This window comes from Bacillus sp. UNC41MFS5, from assembly GCF_000686805.1.
This window is the reverse complement of sequence record NZ_KK366019.1, coordinates 385,514-397,880: the sequence shown is the minus strand read 5'-3', so window position 1 is coordinate 397,880 and position 12,367 is coordinate 385,514. Positions and strand designations below refer to the sequence as shown.

The window sequence follows — 12,367 nt, the reverse complement described above, 5'->3', positions numbered from 1 at the left end:
GGAATCACTGTTTTTTTGTTTAGTTTGCAATTTTTTTGAAATACTACCTTATAATAGCTTTTATTTCGCGAATCGGTGGTTACCAATGGTTACCGTTACTGGACGAGAATAGATCCACTTACTTACGGCTGTTTTTGGATTATAGAAAAATAATGAACCGTTCCCCTGCCCTCTAAAAGCAAGTGCTTCATTCACAGCTCTTTTTGAAGCAGCATCAGCTGGTTGGTTTATGGTACCATTTTTTACAGGCGTGAAGGCATAGTATCCATTCGACTTTTCATAAATAACACCTTTAACGGTATTAGGGAAATCTGGGCTGGAAACACGGTTAAGAATAACAGTTGCAACAGCCACTTTCCCTGCATACGGCTCACCCACTGCCTCAGCACGAACTAGTCGGGCCATCAAATCTTTTTCTGCTGCAGTAATGGAAGAATTCGGGATTACTAGATTAGATCCCGCATAAAGAAGATTACTAGTTTTGTTGTTTGCTTTTTTTAGATTATTAACTGTCACACCATATTTCGCGGCAATTTTCCAATAAGTTTCACCTGATTGTACTTTATGTGTCGTTGTTGCCGCTTCAGTTGTTCCATTTAACGTAAAAGCTGACATGGATAGGATAAGTCCGGTCGCAATTAGTAATTTTTTAAATTTATTCATAGTTTAATACCCCCAATATTTGTCCCTGGCTTGTCATACTAATAAGGCTAACAGTTGTTACAATCGGTTTCATTACCCAAAAAGTGGTAAGGACAAATGGGGTAAGATCGCGCCCAGTATGAAAGGATTTATCTATCAAATAGAATTATCTTCCATAAATAATTAACTTCCATAAGGTGGTAGGCATGGAAAATATAGGTCAAATTATTACAGATTGTTTCATTCTTGTAACATTAAAAAAGTACGGAATACATTTTAAGCCAATGATTCTTCACTAAATTGACAACAAATTCCTTAAATTCATACAGGATTCTACCTCAATCTTTGGTAATAATATAAGTGAACTTAAAAAAGGAGGCTATTTAATATGGAAAATCAATTAGTAAGCGTACTTAACAAACAGATTGCAAACTGGTCTGTCTTGTATACGAAGTTACATAACTATCATTGGTATGTGAAGGGTGGACAATTTTTCACCTTACATGTCAAATTTGAAGAGTTTTATAATGAAGCTGGCCTTCATGTCGATGAGCTAGCAGAACGCTTGCTAGCCATCGGTGGAAAACCCGCTGCTACGATGAAGGAATACCTTGAAATCACTTCGATTAAAGAAGCGTCAGGTTCCGAATCCGCGGATGAAATGGTTGAATCGATTATTAACGACTTCTCAATTATTATTGGCGAACTGAAAGAAGGCATGAGCTTCGCCGATGAGAATCATGATGAAACAACAGGTGATATGCTGCTTGCGATCCATTCTGGTCTTGAGAAACATGTTTGGATGCTAACAGCTTTCTTAGGCAAATCCATATAGAATCACACTATCAGTCCAACCATTGGTTGGACTGATTTTTTATTTATAATAATTATTAAAAAGTATTGACTTCTATTTAATATTTATATTATTATAAAATCAATCAAATATAACAAAAAATGGAGGTTGGCAAAATTGTCTAAACCTGAAGTAATCGTTTATAGCAGTACCGGCTGTCCCTATTGTGAAAAAGTAAAATCATTCCTAAAAGATCGTAACATTGATTTCGAAGAACGGAATGCTTCTATACATAAAGAATATTTTGAGCAATTAAAGGAACGGAAAATTTATGGAACACCAGCAACACTTATTAATGGAAAACTGGTCCTTGGCTTTCAAGAGAAAAAATTAAACAAATTGCTTGGACTATCAGAAGACCAAGTCTCCGTGGTGAGTTCTGCAAAGATTGAAACTAGTGATGCAAATGCCGATTCTATCTTTCAATCAGTCAATGAAAAAGTGCTTGAAGAAGTCTATGATTTTGTTACGATCGGCGGCGGTCCCGCTGGAGCATCTGCTGCTGTATATGCGGCTCGAGGCAAATTAAAGACTCTTGTCATTGATAAAGCACCAAAAGCAGGCACGCTCGCTATCACTCATAAAATCGCGAACTACCCAGGCGTACGCGAAGAAGTTACGGGGCTTGAACTGTTAACAAGAATGCAGGCACAAGCGAAGGATTTTGGAGCAGAATTCGTTCGATCAAATGTCCTATCCGTTAATTTTTCAGATGAAATAAAAATGATAGAATTAGCTGAAGGAACCATAAAGGCTAAAAGTGTCTTTATTGCAGTAGGAGCAAAAGCGCCTTCCGGTAAGATTAAAGGGGAAGAAGAATACACAGGGCGTGGTGTAAGCTATTGTTCAACTTGTGATGCCGCGTTTTATCAGGACAGAGTGGTCGCTGTTGTTGGTGATAATGATGAAGCTATACACGAGGCAGAAACATTGGCCAAGTATTGTAAAACAGTGAAGCTGTTAATTCCAACTGAATTAAAGGGCGATGTAGATCTTTCTGTTTTGGAAAATAACTCAAATGTAGAAATTTATAAACGTCATCGTGTAAGAGAAATTATTGGGACAGATAGTGTAGAGCAAATTGTTGTACTTACGGATAAAAAGGAAGAGCAGGTATGGGATGTGGATGGAATTTTCTTATACCTCGGTGGAATGATGCCAGGAACAGACTTCTTAAAAGGAGCAGTTATCCGCGATGAAGAAGGCTATGTTATGGTAGATGAGTACCTTCGCACAAATGTTGATGGTGTCTTTGCAGGCGGTGACGCTAGAAGAACACCGATTAAACAAGCGGTTATTTCAGCAGCTGACGGGGCAATTGCAGCTTTAAGTGCCGAGCAGCATGTTAATAAACGCACTAAACTACGCCCACAATATAGTTAATCTAAAAAAAGACGGCAGCTGCCGTCTTTTTATTGCCAATCATTTGTTTTAAACGAGGATTGTTTCCTTAACCCCATTAACCACATTCGACGGTGCTTCACCGTTTAACATTTTAACAATGTTTCCCGCAGCAATAATCGCCATTGTCTCGCGTGCTTCATAAGTAGCATTCCCGATATGTGGAGTTAAAACAACGTTTTTCAGCTTTTTTAAACCTTCACTAATTTCAGGTTCGAATTCAAATACGTCAATTCCTGCTCCCTCAATCTGTTTCTTCGCTAAGGCCTGGATCAGTGCCGCCTCGTCAACGATTGGTCCACGGGCACAGTTAATTAAATATGAAGTGGATTTCATCATTTCAAACTGCTTCGTGCTGAACATGTGTTTCAGCGTTGGATTATAAGAACAATTTATCGTAATAAAATCTGATTCTGCCACTAACTCATCAAACGATACATAGGTCGCGTTTAGGGCCTGTTCAACTTCTTGGCTTTTTCGATTCGGGCCCGTATATAGAACCTTCATATCAAAGGCAGCCGCTCTTTTCGCAACCGCTTGGCCAATTTGACCAAATCCAATTATACCGATGGTTTTTCCTGTTACTTCTCGGCCTCGAAAATAAAGCGGGGCCCACCCATTAAAACCAACCGTCCGACAGACTTCATCCCCTTCAGCTACTCTCCTTGCTGAGGCAAGTAAAAGGGCAATAGTCAAGTCTGCCGTTGAAGCTGTTGACGCTATAGGTGTATTGGTAACTGGGATTTCTTTGGATGCCGCATATTCAAAGTCAATATTATTAAATCCAGCTCCATAGTTTGCTATGATTTTTAGATTAGAGGCTTGGTCAATTACTTCTTTTGTTACTGGGGTAGATAATAAACTGAGAAGAGCATCCTTATCTTTGATTCGCTCTTTTAATTCTGTATCAGATATCAATTTCTCACCTGAAAATACTTCAACCTCGTGATGTTCTAACAACATCTCTAACCCCTTTTGTGGGATCTCACCTGCTACAAAAATTCTTGCCATTGCCTAACACCTCTCCTGGAAAAAAATGACTGCCTTTCCCATAAACCAAATACTGTATATTATTATACTACAATAAAAAGTTCTATTAAATTATTTATTTATTAAAATTCTGCAACCGGTCTTTCCATATTAAATTCACCTGATATTTCTCCTATTAATCAACGTTTGTCCATTTCATCTCAACCCCTTCAAGCATATATTGTAATAATTAAGCGAGGTGGTGATTAGTTTATGTCCGATCATCATCGCAGTAACAGCAGCTTCGCATTAATCGTTGTGTTGTTTATTTTATTGATCATTGTTGGAGCATCCTTTATGTTTTAATTGAGGCTTAGCTGTCAACAGAAAAGAGCGGCAAACCTATTGGTTTCACCGCTCTTTTTTTATGGAACTATAATTTATTTTTTGTTACGAGAGACTATGATTAAGCAGACAGTAATAATCGTAAATGCAATGAAAGCTAACAACGGAATGGTAACAAAACCAAGCCAGTTAATGTAATCCTTTGAGCAAGGGACTCCGCTTGTACACATTTCAAACTGCTGTAAATACGGTATTTTCTGTAATAAAGTATGGTATCCTGCGATGAGCAGACCAATGATAGACAACGGCAATGCGTATTTATAGATGCCTTGGTCGTTTCTGTAAACTGCCACTCCGAGGATGATCGCTAGTGGGTACATAAATATCCTTTGATACCAACAAAGGGTACAAGGAATAAAGTGCATCACCTCACTAAAATAGAGACTGCCTAGTGTGGCAATGATGGCAGCTATCCAGGCGAGAAGTAAGGACTTATTCATGCTTATTCACCCTTTGCAGCTTTTTCAACCATGTCTTTTAAGTCATCAATGGTTTGTCCATCAAACTTTTCCCCATTAACGTAAATGGTTGGGGTTCCTGTAACACCTAGTTTTTCAGCGTAATCCATATCTTTTTGCCAAGCATCATTGGATTTCTTAGCATCGAAATTCTTTACGACCTTGTCAACATCTTCATCGCTAGCCACTTCTTTTAAGGTATTAGTCAAAAAGTCTTCCGTAAAAACGTCCATTTTCTCATATTTCGTATCTTCGGGCTGTTTTTCGTAAAGGAGCTCATGGAATTTCCAAAAAGTATCATTACCAAGTTCCGCGAATACAGATTCTGCAAATTTAGCTGATCGTTCGGAGTCAACGTTAATAAACGAATCATTCATAAAATAAAACTTTGCTTTGCCGGTATCAACTAGTTCCTTCTGAATAATGGGTACAACATCCTTGCCAAAGTTTTTGCAATTAGGACATTTATAATCACCGAATTCAATGATCGAAACAGGTGCTGACTCCTTCCCTTTGAATGGCTGATTGCTATAATCAATTTTTGTTGTTGTTGTTTTATCCTGTTGTTTGGAGTGATTGCCTAAAAAGATGAAACCTAAAATAAAAACGGCAACCAATCCAATCATCCAAAAAGTAAAAGCAGATGATGATTTTGCTTCTTTTTTCTTATTGTTATTATTTTTTGCCATGATAGTCTCCTTTTAATGAATTAATGCTAATCAAAAAATTAAGTTAATGATTTGAATACTATAAATATGAGATATTCTCCTTGATATATTAAATTTTACCTAACTTATTCCGGAATGCAAATAGAAAGTCTTTATTGATTGCAAATTGCAAATGGAAAAAGAAATGTGTTCTCTTCCCCATTTTCTCTAGAGATATTTACATAGCCGTTTCCCACAATCTGGTGAATATCATGAAGTACGAGTCCATCAAATGTTTATGAATAAAAATGGCTGGCCAATAGTGGCTCCATACCGATATGTAGGTGAAACTATTGATAAAGTGAATAGACAAGACCTTATAGATGAATATTAATTGATTAACCATGGAAAAGAATATTCAGCAGCTATTCATAAATCGGTTTTCATTCGTTTAAACAAAGATAATACGATCTCCGGTGATGTGTCAGGTACATGGAAAAAAACAAGCCAAATCAAGCAGGATAACAATAGATGGTAATACTTATTATGGAGTATTCGTCAAGCAATGGGACCCAACATCAGAACTTTATGTGATCACATTTACTGCTTTATCTAGTGAAGGTGTATCCGTTTGGAGTAGTAAACTTGTAGATAAAACAGATAAAGAACTTGTGCCCTAACACCGGCGCAAGTTCTTGTTCAACTCACATCTAAGGAGTGGTGCTGAGAGTGATGCAGCTTCCAATAGTAATGCTTTCTCCTTATTAATACATCATGCGTTCCAGCCTCGATGATTTGGCCTTTATCAATCACCAGGATACGAGTTGCATTTTGAATCGTAGAAAGTCGATGGGCAATAATAAACGATGTTCTTCCCGCCAGTAAGGCTTCAAGTACTTTTTGCAAGTCAAGCTCCGTTTCTGTATCAATCGATGATGTTGCTTCCATCGGGAATCTTCCATAGCGATTACCGGGTCATGCGCCCATAAATCCCCGTTCAAATTCCAATCTATATCGTAAAAATTGACTCCGCCAAAGTGTTCTGCCCTAGCCATAAGTAGTTATTCCCCTTCCTAGCGATTCATTAATATATTAATTATATAATTAATAATAATATTAATAAATTAACTAAATAATTATGAAGAGTTTATGACTAATCTACTTAAAAATTTCTATATCAAACAACTTAAAATTACCTCCCTTTTCTAATTAGATTTTATTTTCTATTGAATCAAAATAAGAGAATATACCCATGAGGAATTTATTTATTTACAGTACTATTAATTCATTAATATTTATATTAATACTAATGATATTTGTAAGCGGTTAAACAAGTTATCAATCTACTAAATGGTGGTGATTGCCAGAAGCAATTTTGGGCCGTATTTCTTTTATCGTACATAAAGAAGGGAGAAATTTTAATGAGGAAACGCATGCTTCAAATATTTACCTTTATGTTCTTAACGCTTTTATTAATCATCCCAAGTGCTGTATTTGGGGAAACAACTGCGCAATCTACTGCCCAGCCAAGTGAAAATAGCAATAAGCCAAACCTTGACTATTCAGGTGAGGATCCAAATTTTCAAAATGTATCTGTACATGACCCTTCCATTGTAAAAGATGGTGATACCTTTTATGTCTTCGGCTCCCACATTGAGGCAGCTAAATCAACCGATTTGATTCATTGGCAAACCTTTACGAATGGGTATACAACACCTAATAATGCGTTATATGGTGATTTATCAAAGAATCTAGCTGGTTCTTTTAAATGGGCCGGTGAAAACGATTCTGACAGTAAAGGCGGCTTTGCGGTCTGGGCTCCAGATGTTTTCTATAACAAAAACTATGTTAATGAGGACGGAACAAAGGGTGCCTATATGATTTATTATAGTGCTTCCTCTACTTATATCCGTTCTGCGATTGGTTTTGCCGTATCACAGAATATTGAAGGTCCTTATAAATACGTGGACACCATCGTATATTCTGGTTTTACGAAAAATGATGCGAAGGATGCCAGCAGTAATGTTAATAAAAAATGGACCAATACAAACATTGGCCAGCTTGTAAACAATGGTACCTTAGAAGGACCAAGAGATGATTGGTTTACTACGAATGGGTCTTACAATAATTATAATTATCCAAATGCGATTGATTCCACTGTGTTTTATGACAAGGATGGGAAACTATGGATGACTTACGGATCTTGGTCTGGCGGAATTTATGTCCTTCAGATTGATGAAAAAACTGGTAAGGCAATTTACCCTGGAAAAGATGGAAAAACCGCTGACGGGCGTCTAGTTGACCGTTATTTTGGAACAAAAATAGCTGGTGGCTATTATAAATCCGGTGAAGGTCCTTATGTTGTCTATGATAAGAACACTGACTATTATTATTTATATGTAACGTACGGCTGGTTAGGGGCTGACGGCGGCTATAACATGAGACAGTTCCGTTCTAAGAGCCCAGATGGTCCTTATGTAGATGCCTCCGGACAAAATGCCGTTTTACCAAGTGATGTCGCAAATACCCCTTATGGAAATAAAATCATGGGGAACTTCTTATTTGAACGAAAAGTTGGCGACCCTGGAACAGGAATCGGTGTAGGTTATCTTTCTCCTGGACACAACTCTGTTTACTTAGATCCGAAAACTGGACAGCAGTTCTTGGTTTTCCACAGCCGCTTCCCACAATCAGGAGAGTATCATGAAGTCCGTGTTCACCAGATGTTTATGAATAAAGACGGCTGGCCAGTGGTTGCGCCGTATCGCTACAAAGGTGAAACGTTAGACAAGGTGAATAGACAAGACCTAATTGGCGACTATCAATTTATTAACCAAGGAAAAGATTATTCAGCTGCGATTAATAAATCTGTTTACACTCGATTAAATGAGGATGGTACAATTACTGGTGATGTAACTGGTACATGGAAGAAAACCAGCCATAACCAAGCGGAATTAACTATCGATGGGCATACCTATAACGGAGTGTTCGTCAGAGAGTGGAATCCTGTTTCAAAGAGTAATGTGATGACATTTACTGCCCTTTCAAACGAAGGAATTTCTGTTTGGGGAAGTAGACTAGCATATAAAACTGATCAGGAAGTTGTAACAGCAGTGGTTAAGGACCTGGATCTTGGTGATACAGAAAATGTAATTTCGAATTTATCACTATCAACTGAAGGTACTCGCCACATAACGATCTCTTGGGAAACTACAAATGCAAATGTTGTAACGAATACAGGGGTTATTACTCGTCCAGAAGCAGGTTCAGAACCTGGTACAGCTACACTTACGGCAACGATTTCCAAAGGGGATGTAACCGACAAAAAAGTCTTTACGATTAAGGTACTGCCATATCAAGAGGCTGGCTTAGCAGCTCAATATTCCTTTGAAAATAACCTGAATGAGAAAACGGGTACATTTGGGCCAGGAAGCATTACTGGTAATCGAATTGATAATACGGGCGGGACTATTTCTTACGCTTCTGGTAAAAGCGGCGAAGCGGCCGTCTTTAATGGTGCCTCTGGTATTCGCTTACCAAACGGATTAATCTCAAGCAACCAATATTCTGTATCACTATGGTTAAAGCCTGAACAATTAACCATGTATACAACCACCTTCTTTGGTGCTACAGACCCTAATAGCTGGGTCAGCCTTGTTCCAAATGGTCCAGCTGGCGGGAACACGATGGTCTGGTCTGGAAGTGCCAAATGGTACGATGCTTCTTCAGGGTTAACGATTAAGACCGGTGAATGGACACATTTAGCATTTACTGTTGATAACGGAACGATTAAGGTGTACGTGAACGGTGTTGAAAAGTTTACAGGTACAAACTTCTCGAATATTTATACGACAAACAATGCCAGCTTCAGCCTAGGAGTCAACTGGTGGGATACCCCCTTCAAAGGCTTAATGGATGAATTGAAGGTTTATAATGGGGCCCTTACTCCTGCACAGGTGACAAAATTAGCTCAATAGTTTTTCAAAAAAAATCGTATGGATATCCAGTATCCATACGATTTTTTTATTGGTATGAAAGTTTTTCTGTCTCTTCTTTGGTTAATTCACTATCATTGTAATAGAGGCGGAAACGCATATCTTGATTATAATTGCCAAAGCCTGTTCCAAATAGAGTAACCCCGCCGACATTTTGGCTCTCTTCAAGGACGGCAATCCGAAACGTCCATTGCTTCTCACGAATGCTAACATCATCAAGACTAACATCTGATATCTTTAACCCATCAATAAAGGTACCGTCTGATGTTATGCGGAGCCGTTTAAGCAATCCATATTGATTGACTTCACTCGGCCACCAGTCAGGTGTGAATTTCCCCCTGCTATCGCCGAAATCTCCGGGACTAGTCCATTTCCCCAATACCACATTATTTAGGTAAAAATGGATATCCGACGGCCAATTACTGTTCGTAAATGGAGCTTCAGATGATAGCTCTAAAGATATTTCAAGTTCGCTTGGGTCTTGATTGCCCAGCAGAAAACTTGGCAGCTTATATTCCACATACCCTTTCCCAAACCACAAAATCTTGGCATTCATTCTTTCAGTTTGGAGAAAATATCTTGGATCATCAAATTCTCCAATAATCGTGTCAGTGGTTGCAATTCCACAGGTTGGTTCGATGGAAAAATCAGTATAGTGACCAACTGACACTTCTGTTTCATGAAATTTCTTTAGTTCACGTTCCTTTGAAGGAAATAATACTTCCATTTTTTCAGTCACAAGATAGCACTTTTTTTGTAATCCGCCTTTACCAGAGACTAATTCAGACTGGATGATTCCCGCTTTCTCTAATTTCTTTACATGCATGGTCATGATAGCGCTGGTGAGCTCTAAGCTTTGCGCGAGTTCCTTTACATTTCGAGGCTGTTCCGCCAAAAGGTGAATAATTTTCATTCTTACCTTACTGGCAAGCGCTTCAAAAACGGGAAGTGATTGTTCAGATATATCTAAATTCATGTAGTGATTCCACCTTAATAATCATTAATAAATTTATTAATAATTATTACATTACTACTAATTTCCTATATTTTCAATATAGGACGGGAAATTTATTTAGTTAATCTAAAGAGAAAAAGCATGCAAATATCTGCATGCCCTTTTATGAAAATTATTTATGATAAATAAATCTTTCACCTGGAACCATCATGTGGAATTTTTGGTTAGGGTAGTGATGAAACAAGTAATCCACAAAATAAGCAGGATTCTCTCGATTATTCGGAAACATATCGTAATGAATCGGAACAATCAGGTCTACCCCAACGGCTGCCGAAAAGTCGGCTGCTTCTCTGAAACTCATATTTCCAATAATTCCTCGTGAAGTGCGGAAATAGTCTCCGCCATTTATTGGCAAGAAAGCAACATGTGGTCTAAACTCTTTTACTTTTTCAATCAGTTCAGGTGTAACTACTGTATCTCCGCTGTGAAACAGGCGAATTTCATTTACCTCTATGAAATACCCTAAAAATGCATGATTTCCTAACGAATCCGTTTCATATTCTGTATGGGCCGCAGGAATAGGTGTGATTTTAAATCCTTTAATAGTAAAGGATTCGCCATCTTTAGCGGCGTGTATATATTTATTTTCCACATGTTCTTGTACTAACGAGATGAGCGGTGCAGGGATTGCAAACTTGGAGTCTGAGACTCTTGCAATCTCTTTAATGCTTAAAAGATCTAAGTGATCATCGTGTCCATGTGTAACTAAAACACCATCTAAGTCTCGAAGCATTCCCGGGGAAACAACCGGTGGAAAAGCTCTCTTAAATTCAGTCTTCGGGTCCTGTTCTTCAATACTTCTGCTTAAATAAGGATCGATACAAAGGAGCCCATCCTCTTCTGATCCCTTTAGGAGGATACCGGCTTGACCTAAATTCCAAAAGGAAACAGATTCTCCGTAAATCTTTGTCTTCCTTACTTCATTCATTAATTCTTCTCCACTTTTATAAATAGCTGCCATAGATTCCACCTGTTTTCTATTAAAATAGTTTAATACAATGTCATCTACCTTAAAGGAGCAAAATCTTTTACCTTTTCAAGTATGTTTTCGATCCCGCCCAATACATCCTGAGTTAACACTAAATCAACCGCTTTTACATTCTCCTCCACTTGCTTTGGACGGCTTGCCCCAATAATAGCTGAACTAATACTAGGATGACGAAGTATCCAGGCGAGTGCCAGCTGGCTCAATGTTACACCTAACTCTACAGCCACACCATTTAATTGCTGAACACATTCTAGAACATCATTCCTGAAATAACTATTAATGACCCAGTTAGTCGAATCATTCGCTGCCCGGCTGTCTTCAGGCTTTTCTGTATTAGGTTTATACTTTCCTGTTAAAACCCCTTGTGCTAACGGTGAAAAGACAATTTGTCCAATACCTTTTTCCGTACAAACCGGTATTACTTCCTTTTCTATATATCTCTCAAACATGTTATAGATTGGCTGATTTGAGATAATCGGCCGTAAGTGATTGGCCTTACCGATTCCCACCGCGTTTTCAATTTGGGCAGCACTCCATTCACTTACTCCCGCATATAATATTTTCCCTTGCCTGATTAAATCATCTAAAGCATATAGTGTTTCCTCAACTGGTACCTCTGGATCAAAGCGATGACATTGGTACAAATCAATATACTCCAGTCCGAGCCGCTTGAGACTGGCGTCACATTGTTCAACAATATGCTTTCTTGATAGTCCGCGCTCATTTGGTCGATCCCCCATTGGGAAGAATAGTTTTGTGGCGACTACATAACTGCTCCTTGGATAAACTTTTAGTGCTTCACCATGGACCTCTTCTGCCTTCCCGCCTTCGTAGGCATTCGCTGTATCAAAGAAATTAATACCTAGTTCATATGCTTTATGGATGCAGTCATGTGCCGTATTGTCAGTAACAGCCTTTCCATATGTTAACCAGCTTCCTAAACCAATTTCACTGACCTTTAATCCGCTGTTTCCAAGTCTGCGATATTTCATTA

At 38.3% G+C, this 12,367-nt stretch carries 11 protein-coding genes and 2 pseudogenes; 5 read left to right on the top strand and 8 right to left on the bottom strand.

Annotated elements, in window-relative coordinates; translation table 11 throughout:
- Nucleotides 1-60: 60 nt before the first annotated feature.
- Nucleotides 61-663, bottom strand: a complete 603-nt coding sequence (locus BR30_RS0128550) for a cell wall hydrolase (protein ID WP_026568016.1) — start codon at nucleotides 661-663, stop codon at nucleotides 61-63.
- A 367-nt stretch (nucleotides 664-1,030) separates the two neighbouring features.
- Here BR30_RS0128550 and BR30_RS0128540 point away from each other — a divergent pair, with 367 nt between their 5' ends.
- Nucleotides 1,031-1,477 (top strand): Dps family protein, encoded by a 447-nt coding sequence (locus tag BR30_RS0128540; protein ID WP_026568015.1) that lies wholly within the window; start codon nucleotides 1,031-1,033, stop codon nucleotides 1,475-1,477.
- Nucleotides 1,478-1,612: 135 nt separating this feature from the next.
- Entirely contained in the window at nucleotides 1,613-2,878 is a 1,266-nt protein-coding gene (locus BR30_RS0128535) for an FAD-dependent oxidoreductase (protein WP_081825614.1), read from the top strand.
- A 48-nt stretch (nucleotides 2,879-2,926) separates the two neighbouring features.
- Here the strand turns inward: BR30_RS0128535 and BR30_RS0128530 are convergent, their stop codons facing one another.
- Nucleotides 2,927-3,907 carry a 2-hydroxyacid dehydrogenase family protein gene (locus tag BR30_RS0128530; protein WP_026568013.1) on the bottom strand — a complete coding sequence of 327 codons (981 nt, stop codon included), beginning with the start codon at nucleotides 3,905-3,907 and terminating at the stop codon, nucleotides 2,927-2,929.
- A gap of 231 nt (nucleotides 3,908-4,138) precedes the next feature.
- On the opposite strand from BR30_RS0128530, the gene BR30_RS36320 reads away from it, so the two are divergent.
- Nucleotides 4,139-4,231, top strand: coding sequence for a YjcZ family sporulation protein (locus BR30_RS36320; RefSeq protein WP_081825613.1), 93 nt, complete (start codon nucleotides 4,139-4,141; stop codon nucleotides 4,229-4,231).
- A 74-nt stretch (nucleotides 4,232-4,305) separates the two neighbouring features.
- Here BR30_RS36320 and BR30_RS0128525 read toward each other — a convergent pair whose 3' ends face one another.
- Nucleotides 4,306-4,710 (bottom strand): disulfide oxidoreductase, encoded by a 405-nt coding sequence (locus tag BR30_RS0128525; protein WP_026568012.1) that lies wholly within the window; start codon nucleotides 4,708-4,710, stop codon nucleotides 4,306-4,308.
- A gap of 2 nt (nucleotides 4,711-4,712) precedes the next feature.
- The gene (locus BR30_RS0128520; RefSeq protein WP_026568011.1) at nucleotides 4,713-5,417 is read right to left on the bottom strand and encodes a DsbA family protein; all 705 of its coding nucleotides are present in this window, start codon (nucleotides 5,415-5,417) and stop codon (nucleotides 4,713-4,715) included.
- Between the two features lie 352 nt (nucleotides 5,418-5,769).
- On the opposite strand from BR30_RS0128520, the pseudogene BR30_RS37060 reads away from it, so the two are divergent.
- Nucleotides 5,770-6,055 (top strand): annotated as a pseudogene (locus tag BR30_RS37060) (lipocalin-like domain-containing protein).
- A 19-nt stretch (nucleotides 6,056-6,074) separates the two neighbouring features.
- On the opposite strand, the pseudogene BR30_RS0128515 reads toward BR30_RS37060, so the two are convergent.
- Nucleotides 6,075-6,320, bottom strand: a pseudogene (locus tag BR30_RS0128515) (hypothetical protein); the annotation flags it as partial.
- Nucleotides 6,321-6,796: 476 nt separating this feature from the next.
- On the opposite strand from BR30_RS0128515, the gene BR30_RS0128510 reads away from it, so the two are divergent.
- A complete protein-coding gene (locus tag BR30_RS0128510) occupies nucleotides 6,797-9,352 on the top strand; it encodes a LamG-like jellyroll fold domain-containing protein (protein ID WP_026568009.1) in 2,556 nt (851 codons plus the stop codon).
- Nucleotides 9,353-9,398: 46 nt separating this feature from the next.
- Here the strand turns inward: BR30_RS0128510 and BR30_RS0128505 are convergent, their stop codons facing one another.
- The 3 genes from BR30_RS0128505 to BR30_RS0128495 all read right to left on the bottom strand — a co-directional run bounded on the left by BR30_RS0128505 (nucleotide 9,399) and on the right by BR30_RS0128495 (nucleotide 12,365).
- On the bottom strand, nucleotides 9,399-10,346 hold the full coding sequence (locus tag BR30_RS0128505) for an ArsR/SmtB family transcription factor (protein ID WP_026568008.1): 948 nt from the start codon (nucleotides 10,344-10,346) through the stop codon (nucleotides 9,399-9,401).
- Between the two features lie 151 nt (nucleotides 10,347-10,497).
- Nucleotides 10,498-11,346 carry an MBL fold metallo-hydrolase gene (locus BR30_RS0128500; RefSeq protein ID WP_026568007.1) on the bottom strand — a complete coding sequence of 283 codons (849 nt, stop codon included), beginning with the start codon at nucleotides 11,344-11,346 and terminating at the stop codon, nucleotides 10,498-10,500.
- Between the two features lie 44 nt (nucleotides 11,347-11,390).
- Nucleotides 11,391-12,365, bottom strand: a complete 975-nt coding sequence (locus tag BR30_RS0128495; RefSeq protein ID WP_026568006.1) for an aldo/keto reductase family protein — start codon at nucleotides 12,363-12,365, stop codon at nucleotides 11,391-11,393.
- Between the last annotated feature and the right edge of the window lie 2 nt (nucleotides 12,366-12,367).

Excerpts from the sequence above, each read along its gene's own strand:
- BR30_RS0128500 (WP_026568007.1), bottom strand. The coding sequence starts at position 11,346 with ATGGCAGCTATTTATAAAAGTGGAGAAGAATTAATGAATGAAGTAAGG.
- BR30_RS0128510 (WP_026568009.1), top strand. The coding sequence starts at position 6,797 with ATGAGGAAACGCATGCTTCAAATATTTACCTTTATGTTCTTAACGCTT.
- BR30_RS36320 (WP_081825613.1), top strand. The coding sequence starts at position 4,139 with ATGTCCGATCATCATCGCAGTAACAGCAGCTTCGCATTAATCGTTGTG.
- BR30_RS0128505 (WP_026568008.1), bottom strand. The coding sequence starts at position 10,346 with ATGAATTTAGATATATCTGAACAATCACTTCCCGTTTTTGAAGCGCTT.
- BR30_RS0128550 (WP_026568016.1), bottom strand. The coding sequence starts at position 663 with ATGAATAAATTTAAAAAATTACTAATTGCGACCGGACTTATCCTATCC.
- BR30_RS0128525 (WP_026568012.1), bottom strand. The coding sequence starts at position 4,710 with ATGAATAAGTCCTTACTTCTCGCCTGGATAGCTGCCATCATTGCCACA.
- BR30_RS0128495 (WP_026568006.1), bottom strand. The coding sequence starts at position 12,365 with ATGAAATATCGCAGACTTGGAAACAGCGGATTAAAGGTCAGTGAAATT.
- BR30_RS0128520 (WP_026568011.1), bottom strand. The coding sequence starts at position 5,417 with ATGGCAAAAAATAATAACAATAAGAAAAAAGAAGCAAAATCATCATCT.
- BR30_RS0128530 (WP_026568013.1), bottom strand. The coding sequence starts at position 3,907 with ATGGCAAGAATTTTTGTAGCAGGTGAGATCCCACAAAAGGGGTTAGAG.
- BR30_RS0128540 (WP_026568015.1), top strand. The coding sequence starts at position 1,031 with ATGGAAAATCAATTAGTAAGCGTACTTAACAAACAGATTGCAAACTGG.